Origin of the sequence: Acinetobacter guillouiae CIP 63.46 (assembly GCF_000368145.1) — a bacterium.
In the GTDB taxonomy this organism is placed as follows: Bacteria; Pseudomonadota; Gammaproteobacteria; order Pseudomonadales; family Moraxellaceae; genus Acinetobacter; species Acinetobacter guillouiae.
The window spans coordinates 347,586-365,617 of record NZ_KB849282.1 but is presented as its reverse complement, the minus strand read 5'-3'; the positions used below and the strand labels follow the sequence as shown (position 1 = coordinate 365,617).

The 18,032-nt window shown below is 40.6% G+C and carries 17 protein-coding genes; 12 read left to right on the top strand and 5 right to left on the bottom strand.

Features of this window, described 5'->3' with window-relative positions; translation table 11 throughout:
* Positions 1 to 411: 411 nt before the first annotated feature.
* The gene (locus F981_RS04000; protein WP_004718642.1) at positions 412 to 1,230 is read right to left on the bottom strand and encodes an exodeoxyribonuclease III; all 819 of its coding nucleotides are present in this window, start codon (positions 1,228 to 1,230) and stop codon (positions 412 to 414) included.
* 40 nt (positions 1,231 to 1,270) lie between these two features.
* Here F981_RS04000 and pyrE point away from each other — a divergent pair, with 40 nt between their 5' ends.
* Positions 1,271 to 1,921 (top strand): orotate phosphoribosyltransferase, encoded by a 651-nt coding sequence (gene pyrE, locus F981_RS03995; RefSeq protein WP_004718641.1) that lies wholly within the window; start codon positions 1,271 to 1,273, stop codon positions 1,919 to 1,921.
* A gap of 75 nt (positions 1,922 to 1,996) precedes the next feature.
* Positions 1,997 to 2,530 carry a hypothetical protein gene (locus F981_RS03990; protein ID WP_004718640.1) on the top strand — a complete coding sequence of 178 codons (534 nt, stop codon included), beginning with the start codon at positions 1,997 to 1,999 and terminating at the stop codon, positions 2,528 to 2,530.
* Positions 2,531 to 2,532: 2 nt separating this feature from the next.
* Here F981_RS03990 and F981_RS03985 read toward each other — a convergent pair whose 3' ends face one another.
* The 3 genes from F981_RS03985 to F981_RS03975 are packed head-to-tail and all read right to left on the bottom strand — an operon-like array spanning position 2,533 to position 4,202.
* A complete protein-coding gene (locus F981_RS03985) occupies positions 2,533 to 3,243 on the bottom strand; it encodes a VanW family protein (protein ID WP_004718639.1) in 711 nt (236 codons plus the stop codon).
* Between the two features lie 16 nt (positions 3,244 to 3,259).
* Positions 3,260 to 3,961 (bottom strand): class I SAM-dependent DNA methyltransferase, encoded by a 702-nt coding sequence (locus tag F981_RS03980; protein ID WP_004718637.1) that lies wholly within the window; start codon positions 3,959 to 3,961, stop codon positions 3,260 to 3,262.
* Between the two features lie 40 nt (positions 3,962 to 4,001).
* The gene (locus tag F981_RS03975) at positions 4,002 to 4,202 is read right to left on the bottom strand and encodes a DUF3565 domain-containing protein (RefSeq protein WP_035371612.1); all 201 of its coding nucleotides are present in this window, start codon (positions 4,200 to 4,202) and stop codon (positions 4,002 to 4,004) included.
* Positions 4,203 to 4,312: 110 nt separating this feature from the next.
* Between F981_RS03975 and gshB the strand changes: the two genes are divergently transcribed.
* The 8 genes from gshB to lpxC all read left to right on the top strand — a co-directional run bounded on the left by gshB (position 4,313) and on the right by lpxC (position 13,703).
* On the top strand, positions 4,313 to 5,257 hold the full coding sequence (gshB, locus tag F981_RS03970; RefSeq protein WP_004718633.1) for a glutathione synthase: 945 nt from the start codon (positions 4,313 to 4,315) through the stop codon (positions 5,255 to 5,257).
* Positions 5,258 to 5,562: 305 nt separating this feature from the next.
* Entirely contained in the window at positions 5,563 to 6,660 is a 1,098-nt protein-coding gene (gene murG, locus F981_RS03965; RefSeq protein ID WP_016539102.1) for an undecaprenyldiphospho-muramoylpentapeptide beta-N-acetylglucosaminyltransferase, read from the top strand.
* Between the two features lie 13 nt (positions 6,661 to 6,673).
* Complete coding sequence (gene murC, locus F981_RS03960; RefSeq protein WP_004718629.1) at positions 6,674 to 8,122, top strand: UDP-N-acetylmuramate--L-alanine ligase; 1,449 nt, start codon at positions 6,674 to 6,676, stop codon at positions 8,120 to 8,122.
* An 81-nt stretch (positions 8,123 to 8,203) separates the two neighbouring features.
* Complete coding sequence (locus F981_RS03955) at positions 8,204 to 9,133, top strand: D-alanine--D-alanine ligase (protein ID WP_004718627.1); 930 nt, start codon at positions 8,204 to 8,206, stop codon at positions 9,131 to 9,133.
* A 4-nt stretch (positions 9,134 to 9,137) separates the two neighbouring features.
* Entirely contained in the window at positions 9,138 to 9,992 is an 855-nt protein-coding gene (locus F981_RS03950; RefSeq protein ID WP_004718624.1) for a cell division protein FtsQ/DivIB, read from the top strand.
* A 63-nt stretch (positions 9,993 to 10,055) separates the two neighbouring features.
* A complete protein-coding gene (ftsA, locus tag F981_RS03945) occupies positions 10,056 to 11,318 on the top strand; it encodes a cell division protein FtsA (protein WP_004718623.1) in 1,263 nt (420 codons plus the stop codon).
* 163 nt (positions 11,319 to 11,481) lie between these two features.
* Positions 11,482 to 12,675, top strand: a complete 1,194-nt coding sequence (ftsZ, locus tag F981_RS03940) for a cell division protein FtsZ (RefSeq protein ID WP_004718620.1) — start codon at positions 11,482 to 11,484, stop codon at positions 12,673 to 12,675.
* 125 nt (positions 12,676 to 12,800) lie between these two features.
* Positions 12,801 to 13,703 (top strand): UDP-3-O-acyl-N-acetylglucosamine deacetylase, encoded by a 903-nt coding sequence (gene lpxC, locus F981_RS03935; RefSeq protein ID WP_016539103.1) that lies wholly within the window; start codon positions 12,801 to 12,803, stop codon positions 13,701 to 13,703.
* 97 nt (positions 13,704 to 13,800) lie between these two features.
* On the opposite strand, the gene F981_RS03930 is transcribed toward lpxC, so the two are convergent.
* Positions 13,801 to 14,250, bottom strand: a complete 450-nt coding sequence (locus F981_RS03930) for a hypothetical protein (RefSeq protein WP_004718616.1) — start codon at positions 14,248 to 14,250, stop codon at positions 13,801 to 13,803.
* 105 nt (positions 14,251 to 14,355) lie between these two features.
* Here F981_RS03930 and F981_RS03925 point away from each other — a divergent pair, with 105 nt between their 5' ends.
* Together F981_RS03925 and aceE are read left to right on the top strand one after the other, a co-directional pair.
* Entirely contained in the window at positions 14,356 to 15,033 is a 678-nt protein-coding gene (locus F981_RS03925; protein ID WP_004718614.1) for a M23 family metallopeptidase, read from the top strand.
* A 288-nt stretch (positions 15,034 to 15,321) separates the two neighbouring features.
* Entirely contained in the window at positions 15,322 to 18,030 is a 2,709-nt protein-coding gene (gene aceE / locus F981_RS03920; protein WP_004718613.1) for a pyruvate dehydrogenase (acetyl-transferring), homodimeric type, read from the top strand.
* Positions 18,031 to 18,032 lie beyond the last annotated feature (2 nt).

Genomic DNA, 18,032 nt, shown 5'->3' with positions numbered 1-18,032 from the left:
GTCATCAGAATTTAACAATTTGCGCTTAATATTTTATTGAAGCGAGCAGCAGACTGGCTGACTAAATGATTTAAATTTTAAAAATAAAAAATGAAACTAAAAAAAATTGAAATTAAAAAAAGAGAAAACCCGCATCTAATCATCCTGATTATGCGGGTCTCATTACAACGTCCAATGTCACATCCTTGAAAAATAAATATTCAAAATACTTATTTCCTTTTCTTCCTACGGCGTCCTATCCTTTTGCTGTCATCCTGACAATGTCCCTGTGCCGTGCGTGTATAATGCGCTTGTTGATATGAAGAAAATATAAGATAACACGACAAAATTTGTAAGTTATTACCCTGTAATCAGTGAACACTTGTTCACAAAATTGCTCAATTTTTAGATAAAAATTGAGCAATGGTCTGTTTAAATTTGATAATCAATAATCACAGGGGCATGGTCGCTATACCATTCATCTTTATAGACCCAGGCATTGACTGTGCGATCTTTCCAGTCAGGTGAGCATGCTTGATAATCAATTCGCCAACCGACATTTTTAGCACGCGCTTGTCCACGATTGGACCACCAAGAATATACTTCAGCTTCTTTACGTACTTCACGAAATGTATCGACATAGCCCAGTTCGTCATAAATATGGTCTAACCAAGCACGTTCATGCGGTAAACAACCTGAAGATTTTTGGTTGCCTGACCAGTTTTTAATATCGATTCGTTTATGCACAATATTGTAATCGCCACATACAATGATCGACTTATCTTCATCGCGCCATTGTTTTAAAATTTTTCGATATTCTTCTAAGAAGTGATCTTTACGGGCTTGTGCTTCATCACCTGATGAACCTGAAGGTAAATACAGTGAACAGATATGCACAGGCTTGGCTAAACCGACATCAAATTCTGCGCTAATAAAACGACCTTGGCTATCGGCAAGTTCAAAACCCAAACCATTCTGGATCGATTTAAATGGCAAGCGACTGTAAATTGCTGTACCTGCATAGCCTGATTTTTCCGCAGGAAACAGATGGGTAAACCAACCTTCGGGTTTGAATTTATCGGTCCATTGTTCATGTGTAATACGGCTTTCTTGGATACAGATCACGTCTGCATCTGACTTTTCCATCCATTCAAGTAGGCCTTTAGTGACGGATGAACGTAAGCCATTTACGTTAATTGAGACAACTCTTAAAATTTTTTGATCACTTGGATAGCTACTCTTTGGTATCATGCGCAGTCATAACCTCAATGTATGAATTTTGGAGCACCTCATGTCAACGCCAGCTCAGTTTAACCCGCAAGCTTTTATCGAACTCGCATTATCACGTGGTGTGCTTAAATTTGGTGAGTTTACTTTAAAATCAGGCCGTGTGAGCCCTTATTTTTTTAATGCAGGTTTACTCAACGATGGTGAAGCATTATCGCTTTTAGCTCAAGGTTATGCAGATAAATTAACACAATGTAACAACGTTGAAGTGATCTTTGGACCTGCATATAAAGGAATTCCTTTTGTTGCAGCAACAGCTGTGGCTTTGTCACAAGTACATGGTGTAAGTGTGCCTTGGGGCTTTAACCGTAAAGAAGCCAAAGACCATGGTGAAGGCGGTGTATTGGTTGGTGCTTCAGTAGAAGGTAAAAAAGTCTGGATTATTGATGACGTGATTACAGCGGGTACCGCAATTCGTGAAGTTGTCACAATTCTTAAAAATGCAGGTGCGACAATTGCAGGCGTATTGGTTGCGCTAGATCGTCAAGAAAAAGGGCAAGGTCAATTGTCTGCCATCCAAGAAGTTCAACAAGAACTTGAGATTCCAGTACATGCTTTAATTAGCATGAAAGACTTAATGGATTATCTAGATGCTAAAGGCGAGCAAGATGCTTTAGCAAAAATGGAAGCTTACCGTGTGAAATATGGTATATAAGTTAAAAAAAAGGATAAGATAAGGAGCATAAGCTCCTTATTTTTATGGACTATAAAGGATTAGGTGCCATTTTAAATGTTCATTCTATTGATAATCGTCGTGGTTGCTGTACTTGGCATTATGCTGGTCAAACATATTGACCAACGACGTTGGCAACGTTACCAATTTGAGCGGGATATGTTTTTTCGGCAATATCCATTTCAATGGAAAGGTTTAGAACAGTTTGAGCTGGTTTTAAATATCAACGTGCACGCCCAGAAAAAATTAATCAATGAATTGATGTTAAGAGCATCTGAGAACAGTTATATCAAGAAATCACGTATTCAACGTGAACCTGAATGTTCGAGACAACAATACTCGATTAAAGTCATGATTCAAGATTTAACTATTGGGCACTTAGAAAAGAAATATGCAGACTTATTGGGAGAAAGTTTAGATCAAACCGATTTTGAAATTGGTCGCCCGATCGAGCTAGATGCTGAAATCATTGTGTTTGAAAAAGATGATATCGAGTTGGGCTGTCGTGTCAAACTGGCCTTACCGCGTGATCCACGGACTGCACATCAATACCTGATAGAAAATAGCCAACAACAATTTCAAGAAAAATAAGCTTAATCAGTATGTGAATTGAGCAAGTAGATACTTTGCTCAATCTGTTTTTGATCTTGCAAGGTGCGGACAATCCGATGGGTTTTAGAATCTTCAACAATAAATTTGAGTGCATATTCCTTTAAATACTGCTGAGCAACCAACTTGGCGACCAGTTGGTCATGTTGTCTGAAAATTTGAATTTGTAGTGCCTGATCTAAACAATTTTGAAACTGTAAGTCCTTATAGCCATACACCACAGTTGCATCACTGCCTAAAGGGGTAAAGCGCTCATGTTCCTGATAAATATCAATCGAATGTGAATGTCGTTCTGTGATGGTTAAACCCGCTTTTAACGCATTGATATAGAGCAAGCAAGAAATTTGACAGATCCCACCACCCAGATCTTCTGAAATTTTTCCATTGACCAAATTACGCCCTGTTTTAAAGCCATTGTTTAACGTCGGGGCTGTTACCAAATGCCAAAATGAAAAGATTTGATTTGGCTCAATGACCAAACCGTTTATGCTCTGAATCGCAAGATCAATGTTATGGGTTTTATTTTCAAAATAATGATTTATCTTGATGCTTTGTTGGGTTGAAATTTGCTGGTCTGATTGCCACAGTGTTTGATGTTTTAAGGCAAACTGTAGCTTCGAGAAAAGGTGTTCACGACAATACCTGCGTAATAACTGATAAAGCAGTTTCCATGATTTGGGTAAATATTGCCGCATATTCCACCTGCTTATTCTAATTGTTTACTGACGGTTGTTTTTCTAAAACGACAACCAAGTATGATGCATATTCTTTTAAAAATGAACGGCACATCAAGCTGTCTAGGCTTCTAAACAGTGGGCGTAAAATCGTTGGAATACGATGGATAGGGAAAAATAAAAAGCCCTGACTTTCAAACAGCTTCCATTGAGTGCCAAGCAGCTTTTCAATCTCTACCAATGTCATTTGATGAGCAGCATGCCAGCTTTGTTGTTGATGCTTTACAGCTTGTCGACGTTTGGCGGAGGGGAAATCAAAAATAAGCTTGCCATTGGGTTTTAATTTTTGCTGCGCCTCATTTAGAAATTGTTCTGTGGTTGCATGGTCTTGATGCATGATCACATGAAAGCTATAAATCACCTCAAGCTGATGATTTTCGATCGGAATTTCAGTCAGAGAGCCTTCAAGCAAAATTTTATGTGGATATTTTTCTCTAGCAACTTTCAGCATTTCAGGGCTGAAATCTACACCGTAATCGGCATAATCGAGTAAACGACCTGTACCACAACCGATATCCATACAATGTGTAGGTGCTGTTTTACTGAGAATACGCTTGAGAAAAGCACGCTCTTGTTGGTCTAAATATTGCCCATAACTGTTGTTAAAACGGTTGTTATCGTAGTCGTGTGCAAGTTCGTTATAGTAATTTTTAATCTCTGAGTCAGGTTGATTCGACATTGAATAACTCTTTTTATTGACGAATAGAAACTAATTCAACTTATAAACTATTTTGTTGAAGATCACACGTTTTACACGCTAAAAACATGCCTATTTTTTCCTGCCGTCCTTGTTCTGTCAACACCCACGGACGATTCTGCCAAGGCGGAAGATGACGTACATGTTGTTGATGCCCACACGCAAGTTCAGCAACATAATGTTGCTCCTCATCCAAATGAAATCCCACAATGGCTTGTTGCATTTCGATCATCATATTCACAATAATTGCTAAGAGTTTAGCGAAATTTCGAAAAAGTACACCAGATTCTCCGCTATACTGCATTCAATCCAAAATTTTATAAGAGCATCAATATGCGCGTACTTGTTGTGATGGATCCCATCGAAAGTGTAAACCTGAAAAAAGACTCAACAATGGCAATGTTATGGGCGGCTGCACGTCGAGGGCATGAGTTAGGCTATGCATTACAACAAGATTTATATATTGACCAAGGCAAAGCATTTGGTTTGATTTCACCGCTTCAGGTTTTTGAAGATTATGATCACTACTATGAGTTAGGTGAAAAAGCCAAAGAGTCGCTTGCAACGTATGATGTGGTGTTGATGCGTAAAGATCCGCCTTTTGACATGAACTTTGTTTATACCACTTATATTTTGGAACAGGCAGAGCGTGAAGGGGTGTGGATTATTAACAAACCACAAAGTTTGCGTGACTGTAATGAAAAACTATTTGCGACCCAATTTCCAGATCTACAAGTACCCACTTTAGTGACCTCACAGCAAAGTTTGATTCGTGAATTCTTAAAAGAACATGGTGACGTTATTGTTAAGCCACTGGATGGTATGGGTGGAATGGGGATCTTCCGTTTATATCAAGATGGCGTCAATATTGGTTCAACCATTGAAATTTTAACTGAAAATGGCACACAACCGATTATGGCACAACGTTATATCCCTGAAATTGTGGATGGTGATAAACGTATTTTGCTGATTAATGGTGAGCCTGTACCTTATTGCTTGGCTCGTATTCCTCAAAATGGTGAGGTGCGTGGGAATTTGGCAGCAGGCGGTTTGGGTGAAGCTCGTCCATTGACTGAAAATGACAAAGCCATCGCAGCCAAAGTTGGACCATTCTTAAAAGCCAAAGGCTTGGTTTTTGTCGGATTAGATGTGATTGGAAATTATGTCACTGAAATCAATGTCACCAGTCCAACCTGTATTCGTGAAATTGATGATCAATTTGGTACTTCAATTGCAGATGATTTGTTTAATGTACTAGAAGCAGGTCAGTCAGTTTAATTTAAGCTGGGATACTACATTCTAAATCTCAACTAAAAAATAGAGTCGTTCGCGGCTCTATTTTTTTGCTGTCGATTGGCTATAAAAATGATAAATCATCGAGAAATATAAAAAAATAACGTTTAATTCCACTTTTTTTAACGGATTAATGATAAAAGTAGTTTAAACTTTCAAATCAGTAGAAAAAAACAATGAAAGGCTTGGTGAAAAAAAGTAAATAAACTTTTCCCCATAGCGGATTGTGATTACAATTGGTTGTTTAAGATATTCGTTAAATATTTATTTTTGCATTGAAGAATTAGACCGTGACCGAACCCCAGCAAAGCACACCGAAACACATCATGATGATGGCGGCAGGTACAGGTGGACATGTATTCCCTGCACTGGCAGTTGCAAAAGAATTGCAACAACAAGGCAGCCAAGTGTCTTGGTTGGCGACTCCGACAGGTATGGAAAATCGACTTTTAAAACAACATGATATTCCAATCTATCAAATTGATATTCAAGGTGTACGTGGCAATGGTATTGTACGTAAATTAGCTGCACCCTTTAAAATTTTAAAAGCAACCTTGAGCGCAATGCGCTATATGAAACAGCTCAATGTCGATGCAGTGGCTGGTTTTGGGGGGTATGTTGCGGGGCCAGGTGGTTTGGCTGCACGTTTGTTGGGTATTCCTGTGATTATTCATGAACAAAATGCAGTGGCAGGCTTTACCAATACCCAGCTTTCAAGAATTGCTAAAAAAGTCTGCGAAGCATTTCCAGATACTTTTCCGAAAAGTGAAAAAATTGTGACGACAGGTAATCCTGTACGGGCAGAAATTACCGCAATTTATAATCCTTCTTTTCGTTATAAAGAACGCGAAAATGCGGCTGAACCTTTACATATTTTAATTGTCGGTGGTTCTTTGGGTGCGCAAGCTCTGAATGAATGTGTACCTCAAGCCTTAAAACAATTTGATGTTCCATTAAAAGTATTTCATCAGTGTGGGCAAAATAAACAAGAGACCACACAGGCTTTATATGCGGATGCACCTGCAAATATACAGGTTGAGGTTCAGCAATTTATTGAAGATATGGCACTGGCCTATAGCAACGCAGATTTAATTATTTGTCGTGCAGGTGCACTAACAGTCACTGAAGTGGCGACTGCTGGTGTGGCGGCTGTATTTGTGCCATTACCAAGTGCGGTGGATGATCACCAAACTGCCAATGCAAGATTTTTGGAGAAAACAGGTGCTGCGAAAATCTGTCCGCAGCAGAGCATGACTCCAGATTCGTTAAAGGATTTACTAACACCGTTGATGAACCGCCAATTATTGATGGAAATGGCGGTAAAAGCTCGTCAACAAGCTCAACCAGATGCAACACAACGTGTGGTTGGTTTAATTCAAGATTTGTAAGTTAGAGTTGATTATGTCTCCAACAAGCCCTGCTGATAAAGCAAAAAACCTAATTAAAATTCCAGAGATGCGCCGTATTAAACATATCCATTTTGTGGGTATCGGTGGCGCTGGGATGTGTGGTATTGCAGAAGTATTGAAAAACCAAGGCTATAAGGTTTCTGGTTCTGACATTAAGGCATCAAAAACAACGGTTCAACTTGAAGAAAACGGCATTAAAGTTTTTATTGGACATACGGCAGACAATATCAAAGGTGCAAATGTACTGGTTGTTTCTACTGCAATTGACCCTGAAAATTTAGAAGTAAAAGCAGCAATTGAAAATCGTATACCAGTAGTGCGCCGTGCAGAAATGTTGGGTGAATTGATGCGTTATCGTCATGGTATCGCGGTTGCAGGAACCCATGGTAAAACCACCACAACCAGTTTAGTGACCTGCATGTTGGCAGAAGAAAACATGGATCCAACTTATGTGATCGGTGGTCTGTTAAACCGTACCGGTGTTAATGCTGCGTTGGGTGCTAGTCGTTTTATTGTCGCAGAAGCAGACGAATCAGATGCATCATTTTTACATCTAGAGCCTATGGCGGCCATTGTTACCAATATTGATGCAGATCATATGGATACCTATGGCGGTAGTTTTGATGTACTTAAAGACACCTTTATCAAATTCTTACAGAAAATGCCGTTCTATGGCTTGGCTGTAGTTTGTGGTGATGATGCTAATATTCGTGAAATCATGCCACGTATTGGTCGCCCAGTGCTGACCTATGGTTTTGATGAAGACAATGATATTCGCGCAATTGACGTTGAACAAGTCGGTATGCAATCAAGCTTTACGGTATTGCGTAAAGGTCGTGAACCATTACGTTTAACCATTAATCTTCCAGGTTTGCATAATATTCTAAATGCACTGGCTGCGATTGGTATTGCAACGGATGAAGGTGTTTCTGATGCTGCGATCGCACGTGCCTTAGAAAGCTTTAGTGGTGTAGGTCGCCGTTTCCAAGTTCAAGGTGAGTTTGAGTTGGATGAAGGCACTGTAAAACTTGTAGATGATTATGGGCATCATCCGAAAGAAGTTGAAGCGACCATTAAAGCTGCACGTGCCAGCCATCCAGATCGTCGTTTGGTGATGATGTTCCAGCCACATCGTTATAGTCGTACTCGTGACTGTTTTGATGATTTTGTAGATGTGTTGTCACAAGTCGATCAATTGTTGTTGTTAGAAGTATATTCTGCAGGTGAGAAACCGATTGTTGGTGCAGATAGTCGTTCTTTGGCGCGGAGTATTCGTCTGCGTGGCGAAGTTGAACCGATCTTGATTGACCCAGTGGAAGGCAATTTGCAGAACGCGATACAAAAAGTGTTACAAGCGAATGACTTGTTATTAACACAAGGTGCGGGTAACGTGGGAGCAATTTCTGTAGAATTGGCTCAAAACCAACTGTATTTAAAATAATTGATTTGGCTTTGTTTAAATTTGGATTTGAATAAAGCCTAGAAATTAAATTGACTAACTTATAAGTTTAAGGATTTAAACGTGTCAAATGCTTCTAAATTCGGCAAAGTAGCGGTATTGCTTGGTGGGAAATCTGCTGAGCGTGAGGTGTCATTAGATAGTGGTAAAGCTGTTTTAGAAGCATTATTACGTTCGGGGGTGAATGCTGAAGGCTTCGATCCACAAGAGCGTAGTGTGACGGAACTCGTGGGCTATGATCGCGCATTTATTGTATTGCATGGTCGTGGTGGTGAAGATGGTCAAATCCAAGGCGCGCTAGAATGGATGAATGTACCGTATACAGGCACAGGTGTTCAGGGTTCAGCGATTGGTATGGACAAAGTTAAAACCAAACAAATCTGGCAAGGTTCAGATTTACCGACAGCACCGTATCGTATTATTTCCAAAGATTCTGATTTAACTGAAGTGATTGAAAGCCTTGGCTTACCGCTCATCATTAAGCCTGTACATGAAGGTTCTAGTGTTGGTATGAGCAAGGTTGAAAAAGCGGAAGACCTTGCTGCTGCAATTGAAAAAGCCACAATACATGATGCTGTGGTGATGGCTGAAAAATGGATCACGGGGCGTGAATACACTATTTCTTTCCTCAATGGTTTGCCATTACCCGTGATTCGTTTGCAACCGCCTGCTGATGTTGCATTCTATGACTATGAAGCAAAATATAACCGTAATGACGTGGAATATGGTATTCCATGTGGTTTAAGCGAGTCAGAAGAAAAGAACTTACAAGAATTGTGTTTACGTGCTTTCCAAGCCGTCGGTGCCAGTGGTTGGGGACGGATTGATGCGATGTTAGATGAACAAGGTCATTTCTGGTTGTTAGAAGTGAATACAGTACCTGGCATGACCAGTCACTCGCTTGTTCCTAAAGCTGCAAAAGCTGTAGGTTATAGCTTTGATGAATTGTGTGTTGCGATTTTAGCGCAAACGCTCACGGAACAAGCACACTAAGTTTATGGCTCAACTTCCTGCTTCGATGCGTCGCAAACGTGCGGCTATTACATCAATACACGATAAGCCGCCAACACGTCAGGAAAAGCTTCTCAACGTGGGAAGCTGGTTGCTTATGGTCATTGCTATTGCTGTGCTATTTGCAGGAATCTATGGTCTGTATAAAGTGATTACCGATGCTCGGGTGGCCACACTTCAAGTGGTAGGTACTACCTCATCGGTAGAATCACAAGCGATTACACAACATTTGGCACCTGTTGTTAAAAATAATTATTTCACCTCGGATTTAGAACAGATTCGAGATAAAGCACTAGAAGTATCATGGGTGGATCGTGTTGTGGTTTCACGGGCATGGCCAAATGGTATTCGCGTGCGGATTATGCCACGTCATGCAATCGCTCGTTGGGGAACCGGGCGATTACTGAGTGATGCTGGAGATGTCTATACAGAAGCGGTGGCGAAGAATTATTCAAACCTGCCATTGCTTCATGGGCCGCTCAGCCAATCCAAAGTGATGATGCGTCGCTATAATGAAATTAATCAATTATTTCACCCAGTCAACTTACGTTTAAAAGAGCTTTATCTCACTGAACGTATGACTTGGTTTATGCAGTTTGATTCGGGACTACGAGTGATCGTAGATCAAGATCAAACCATGAGTAAGCTACAACGTTTAAGTCACTTGGCACAAACTGATTTGAAACCTACTTGGTCGAATATTTCCGCCATTGATTTGCGCTACCGAAATGGTTTGGCAATTCAATGGAGAAATTCTATTTCACCAAAAATTGTGAATGGTCAGTTTGTTGTAACCAGTAATGACATAAGCGTTGCAGGTGGGATGGTTGCACAGCCATAATACGTGGCTTGAAAAAGAGGCATATAGCCAAACATAAACAATGAAGATAATGGTAGCAAAGTGATGAATGAAGCTGTTCCCTCAGTTGTTGCAATTGACATTGGGACACATAAAGTTTCAGTACTGATTGGTAAAGTACATGCCCCTGATAATATTCAGGTTATTGGCATGGCAAGCGCACGCAATAAAGGAATGAATAAAGGCAAAATTGTGAGCCTTGATAAAGTCACAAATGCAATTAAACAAGCCGTTCAAGAAGCTGAAGATATGGCTGAGTGTCGTATTCATTCAGCTTGGGTTTCTATTCCAAGCACCGAATTACAAAGCCATTATGCGATTGGTCGTACGCCGATTTCAAATTCAGAACATACCATTACGACAACTGAAGTGGTGCGTGCATTAGAGCTTGCTAAAGCTAGTCATATGACAGCCGATCATTACTTAGCAAGTGCAGTGCCTTTAGGTTTTGAGCTGGATGATTCAAGTGAGTGGGTACAGAACCCAATCAATTTATCTGCCAATAGTATGACAGCCCATTATCAATTGATGATGATGCCAATCAGTACTATGCAGAACTTGGATCGTGCAATGAAAGGCGCCAATATTTCGGTTGAAAAAATGGTGGTATCTTGTTTAGCAACTGCAGAAGGCAGTTTGCTGAAAGATGAAAAGGAATATGGCGTTTGTTTGCTCGATATTGGTGCTGGAACGACCAATATTGCAGTCTATATTGAAGGGCATTTGGCATTAGCCCATACCATTCAATGTGGTGGTGAAAATGTCACACGTGATATTGCAACAGTGTTGCAAACCACAACCGAAGAAGCTGAACGGATTAAGCTACTGCATGGTTGTGTTGATATTCACCAAGTTAAACCGGATCATATGATTCAGTTTGAGGCAATTGATGGCCCACAAACCATTAGTCGTATTGAGTTGACTGAAATTATTATCGCACGTTATGAAGATATCTTAGGTAAAGTACGATACGAATTAGAACAACGTAGTGCACTACAAAGTTTGTATCATGGTGTAGTACTGACAGGTGATGTTTGCCAGATTGAAGGCATGGTGACATTGGCTCGTCGTATGTTGGGTATCTCTGCACACTTAGGCAATCCACCGTTACAAGTGGTGACCGATGATCAGAATTTACCATCTTTACGTCGTTCAATGTATGCTACAGCAGCAGGGTTACTTTTGTTTAGTCAAAGTGACATGCAAGAGGCGATTGAAGAACCTGAAGTTCAAGGTGGAAGACCATTCTTTGATCGGATTGTGAATGGTTGGAATGCCTTAAATAACAAATTAAAAGGTATTTTTTAGGTGTGGTTTTTTGGGGAATATTGTTAGGAAGTTGTAAGTGTTCTGTCCAATACTTGACAAGCTCTGCAATGAACAGCATCCTAAAAACAATTTTTATTATTGAAGATCAAGGCAGTATACGGGCTTAAGTGACTGCCAAATTATATTAGGAAATCTAAAGGTCATGGCCTCATTTGAATTTTTAGACGATGGACAAACCGATAACAACGGTCAAGCCCGTTTTACTGTGTTTGGTGTTGGTGGCGGCGGTGGTAATGCTGTACAACACATGGTGCAATCTGACATTAAAGGTGTGAAATTTGTTTGTGCAAATACAGACAAGCAAGCCCTTGATCGCATGAATGCCCCTTTTAAAATGCAACTTGGTGAGCAAAGCACACGCGGTTTGGGTGCTGGTGCTAATCCAGATGTAGGTCAAATTGCTGCTGAAGAAAGCCGTGAGCAAATCCGTCAACACCTTGAAGGTGCGGATATGGTATTTGTGACCGCTGGAATGGGCGGTGGTACAGGTACAGGTGCTGCACCAGTTGTTGCTGAGATTGCTCAAGAAATGGGTATTCTTACCGTGGGTGTGGTGACAACGCCATTTAACTTTGAAGGTCGTCGTCGTCAACGTTCGGCTGAAAAAGGGATTGAAGCATTAGAACAACATGTTGATTCTTTAATTATTATACCGAACCAACGTTTACTCAGCGTTTATGGTGACATCTCTATGCAAGATGCTTACCGTAAAGCAGATGACGTGTTGCTGAATGCGGTACGTAGTATTTTTGATCTGGTTGTTCGTCCTGGTCATATTAACCTCGACTTTGCTGACTTGAAAACTGCGATGAGTACACGTGGTTATGCGATGATGGGTGAAGGTAAGAGTAGTGGTCCAGACCGTGCTGAAGAAGCTGCACGTTTGGCGATCCGTAGTCCTTTATTGGATAATGTAAATATCATGAATGCCAAAGGGGTGTTAATTAACATCACTGGCGGTGCTGATGTGACTTTACGTGAAACTGAAGTGATTACAGATGTTGTGAACCAGATTGTTGACCTTGAAGAAGGTGAAGTGTTCTTTGGTACTGTATTTGATCCAGACGCACGTGATGAAATCCGTGTCACTGTGATTGCTACAGGTTTAACACGTAATGCCAGTGATGCAACTGAAGCAAAACGCAGAACCCATATCAGCAATGTTGCGCAATCATATAGCCAGCAAGCCAGCCACAACACTGTGGTTGATGAAGATGACGTTCCAGCGATCAATAAACGTCAAGAAGATGGTGCACCTGTTGCAGCACCAAGTTCAAGCGGTCGTTCTACGCCAATGAGCATTCAAGATTATTTGAAAAATCAACAGCGTAAATGATTGATAATTATTAAAAATAATTAATATCAACGAAAAAGGTAGTGAGATTCATTACCTTTTTTGTTTTTTATCAATGGCTAAATGTGCTAACGTATAGCGGATTTGAGAATGAAGACCGAATTAGCATGTTGAAACAACGTACCCTGAAGCGAGTCGTTAAAGCGAGTGGCATCGGACTACATAGCGGACAAAAAGTCATGATTAACTTTTTACCGCATGTGGCGGACGGGGGTATTGTATTTCGCCGTATCGATTTAAATCCACCTGTCGATCTGCCAGCAGATGCTATGCTGATTCAAGAAGCATTCATGTGTTCCAATTTGGTCAGTCATGAAACTAAGGTTGGAACCATTGAACATGTCACCAGTGCAATCGCTGGCTTGGGTATAGATAACCTGATTATAGAAGTGTCTGCTTCTGAAATACCGATTATGGATGGTAGCGCAGGTCCATTCATATACTTACTTATGCAGGGCGAATTAGTAGAACAAGACGCACCGAAAAAATTTATTCGAATTCTCAAACCTGTTGAAGCACTCATAGAAGATAAGCGCGCAATTTTTACCCCTCACGATGGTTTTCAAATCAATTTTACTATCGACTTTGATCATCCTGCATTTGCAAAAGAATACCAATCGGCGACCATTGATTTTTCAACAGAAACGTTTGTCTATGAAGTCAGTGGTGCACGTACTTTTGGTTTTATGAAAGATCTCGATTATTTAAAAGCCAATAATCTGGCACTGGGTGCGAGCTTAGATAATGCTGTCGGTTTAGATGATACTGGCGTGGTCAATGAAGAAGGTCTACGTTTTGCTGATGAGTTTGTTCGGCATAAAATTTTGGATGCAGTCGGTGATTTATACCTACTTGGGCATCAAATTATTGCCAAATTCGATGGCTATAAATCGGGTCATGCACTGAATAATCAACTTTTACGCAATGTTAAAAGCGATCCAAGTAGCTATGAAATTGTAACATTTGATGACGAGAAGCTGTGCCCAATTCATTTTGTCAACGTGACATAAGTCTTTGTCTTTTAGGCATTGTGTTATAATGTAACAATAAAAAGTGTGATATTTGTCATATTTTAACCAGTTTTAATCTTAATTTAATCTAATTAGGTTACTTTTTATTGCTTGCCAAACGTAGTAAAGCTTGGCTAAGCTTAGGGTCGCTCACAAAACTAGCGGCATTTTGTAACATTTCAGATGTTGCAGGTTGTATGCTTCTTACAGTTTTATGGAGTTGTGGGGGTGTTTCAGTATTGCTGTTTTGAATACGTAAACGAACTTGCAGCTTTTGTAAATCACGAAGTTCGTTGATTTGTGACAATTGAGAAATATACTGTTTTTGAAGATAACCGAGTTGACTAATCATGGCTTGATTTTCACCGGTGATGGTCAAAATACCGTATTGATAACAGACAACTCGCCAATTCTCAGGTTGAGGAAGTAGCGGTTGAATTAATTTAGTAAGTTTTTGCCATTCGGCAACTTGCTTTGTAAGAAACGATAAGTTTCCTGTTTTTAAGTGTTGTCTTGTTGGTTGAAAGACGTTTTTGGGTTCAGACATACATGGTTCCTACATATTTATGTCTTATCTTAAGCGCTCATTTCGATAGATATCAAGGATGAGATCACTCAAGAAACTTGACTAAGAACAGTTAAAGAGGTTTTTATGCACACGCGACGTATTTTATTGGCTTTTACTTTAGCAGCTTCCGCTGCAACCGCTGCATTTGCAGACTTGGTTCAATCACCAGATCGTTTAGAACAATTATCAAAGACTTTATCTCAAGGCTCTTATAATCCAGATGATTTAGATCTTCCTGCTTCAGCAAAGATGAATATTACTTTACGTAGCCAAGATGCACCAATCGAGTTAAACAATGCAAGTATCGCTAAAAAATACGGTTCTAGCGCAAACTCTGCTTCTCGTTACACTGCAAACTCTCCATATTCTTGGTTAGTCACTCATCCTCTTCCAGACATGAAGCGCGTAAGCTCTGATTTTGGTGGTCGTACAATGGGTGGTCGTGCAGAACATCATTCTGGTTTAGACCTTTCAGCACCAAGTGGTACACCAATTTATGCAACAGGTCCTGGTATTGTGACCAAGTCTGGTTGGGGCACTGGTTATGGTCAATATGTAGAAATTAACCATGGTAATGGCTATATCACACGTTATGCGCATGCTTCACGTCTAATTGCCCGTGTAGGTGATCAGGTGAAGGCTGGTGAACATATTGCTAACGTGGGTTGTACAGGTCGTTGCACAGGTCCACATTTGCATTATGAAGTAGTGAAAGATGGTCAACGTAAAAATCCATCTTCTTACTTAGCCATGTTGCCATAACGCTAAACATTTGATTGTTGAGCTTATGACTGATGCTCTGTATGCATGGTTGAATTCGTAGTCGCGATGAATTAAATAGTGTATTCAGACTATCATCAAATAAAAAATTATTTTGTATAAAAAACCGCCTTTATTGGCGGTTTTTTGTTATTTTAAGTGTTAATTAGTCAACAACTATTTAGTTGCTAAATAATCCTCACAATCTGCATTTGGCTGTAACGATAACTTAACAGGCCCAAAACATGATACATATAATATATAGAAAACTATTCAAGGAGTAAGTGGGAAATGGCGTATTATGGTGATAGCGACGCTCAGGAAACACAAGAATGGCAAGATGCCTTTGATTCAGTGCTCCAGCATATGGGTACGGATCGTGCTGCGTTTTTATTAGAAAAATTATATCAACAAGCAATTTCGAAGCATGTACCTATTCAGCGTCTAAATACCCCTTATTTAAATACCATTCCAGTTGAAGAATCTCCAGCGATGCCAGGCGACCAAGATATGGAGCGTCGTATTCGAGCATTAATTCGTTGGAATGCTTTGGCAATGGTTCTACGTGCCAATAAAACAGGTGATGACTTAGGTGGTCACTTGGCAAGTTTCGCGTCTTCAGCAACCCTATATGATGTCGGTTTTAACCATTTCTTCCGTGCCAATAGCGATAGCTTCGGTGGCGACATGATCTATTACCAAGGTCATTGTGCGCCAGGTATTTACGCACGTTCATTTTTAGAAGGTCGTTTGACCGAAGATCAATTGAGTAATTTCCGCCGTGAAGTGGGTGGTCAGGGACTTTCAAGTTATCCTCATCCTTACTTAATGCCAGATTATTGGCAGTTCCCAACCGTTTCGATGGGCCTTGGTCCAATCATGTCAATTTATCAAGCGCATATTCAAAAGTACTTGATGAATCGTGGTTTGATCAAAGAAGAAAACCGTAAGGTTTGGGCGTATCTTGGCGATGGTGAAATGGATGAGCCAGAAAGCTTAGGTGCAATCTCGCTTGCGGGTCGCGAAAAATTAGACAACTTAATCTGGGTGGTTAACTGTAACTTACAGCGTCTAGATGGTCCTGTACGTGGTAACGGTAAAATCATTCAAGAGCTAGAGTCACTGTTCCGTGGAGCAGGCTGGCGTGTGATTAAGGTGGTCTGGGGTCGTCATTGGGATCCTCTGATCGACAAAGATACTTCAGGTGCTTTAAAAGCCCGTATGGATGAAACGCTGGATGGTGAATACCAACGCTACCAAGTAAAAGGTGGCGCTTATACCCGTGAAAAATTCTTTGGTAAATACCCTGAAGCTGCGGAGTTGGTAAAAGGCTTAAGTGATGAAGATATTGATAATCTGAATCGCGGTGGTCATGACCCATACAAAGTGTATGCCGCGTATGCTGCAGCAATGACCAGCAATGGTCAACCGACTGTAATCTTAGCGAAAACAGTGAAAGGTTATGGTTTGTCTGACGAAATTGAAGCTGTCAACAAAACCCACCAAATCAAAAAAATGCAACACGATTCATTGAAATATGTACGTGACCGTTTCAATTTGCCATTCTCTGATGAGCAACTTGAAGAGCTTCCATTCTATCGTCCAGGTGAAAACTCACCTGAATTGAAATATATGAAAGCACGTCGTGAAGCTTTAGGTGGTTATTTGCCTGCACGTCGTAAAGACAGTGAAGTATTGGCGATTCCTGAGATTTCAGTATTTGATGGCGTGCTTAAAGGCAGTGGTGGTAAAGAACAATCAACCACGATGGTTATGGTGCGCTTGATTGCAGCATTGTTAAAAGAAAAAGCCATTAAAGACCGTGTTGTGCCTATCGTACCTGATGAAGCGCGTACCTTCGGTCTAGAAGGCATGTTCCGTCAGTTGGGTATCTATGCTGCGCATGGACAAAACTATACCCCAGAAGACCAAGAACAGCTCATGAACTATCGTGAAGCAAAAGATGGTCACATGCTACAAGAAGGGATCAATGAAGCAGGTGCAATGAGCGCTTGGTCAGCATTGGGTACCAGTTATTCAACCAATAACTTACCAATGATTCCGATGTATATGTATTACTCAATGTTTGGTTTCCAACGTATTGGGGATATTGCATGGGCAGCGGGTGACTCTCAGGCACAAGGCTTCTTGTGTGGTGCAACAGCTGGACGTACAACATTAAATGGTGAAGGTTTACAACACCAAGATGGTCATTCTCATATCTTGGCAGGAACGATTCCAAACTGTGTAGCGTATGATCCTTGCTTTGGTTATGAGTTAGCTGTGATTGTGCATGATGGTTTACAACGTATGTATGTGAATCAGGAACGTGTGTTCTATTACTTGACCCTCATGAATGAAAACTATGACCAACCTGCATTGCCTGAAGGTGCTGAAGAAGGCATCAAACGTGGTATGTACTTGTTCAATAAAGATGAAAAAGCCACAGTTCAGTTATTGGGTTCAGGCGTGATTCTGCGTGAAGTGATTAAAGCTGGACAAATTTTACGTGATGAATACCAAATCCATTCCAATGTATGGAGCGTAACAAGCTTTAATGAATTGGCACGTGATGGTATGGCTGTTGAAGAATACAATCGCCTACATCCACTTGAAGACGGTAAAGAGTCTTGGGTTTCTCAGCAATTACGTGACACGGATGGTATTGTTGTTTCAGCAACAGATCATATGCGTGCCTATAGCGAACAGATCCGTGCTTACCTTCCAGATAGCCGTCCATATGTAACATTGGGTACAGATGGTTATGGTCGTTCAGATACACGCAGTAATTTGCGTAGTTACTTTGGTGTAGATGCGGCACATATTGTGGTTGCAACATTGAAAAAACTTGCTGATGAAGGTGAAGTGGATCCACGTTTGGTGAAAGATGCAATCTCTTCATTTGAACTTGATGTTGATCGTCCAGTTGCATGGTTACCGCAAGCGCACCCATCTGTACAAGAAGTTGCTGCTTATACTGAAGTGACAGAGGAGAAATAATG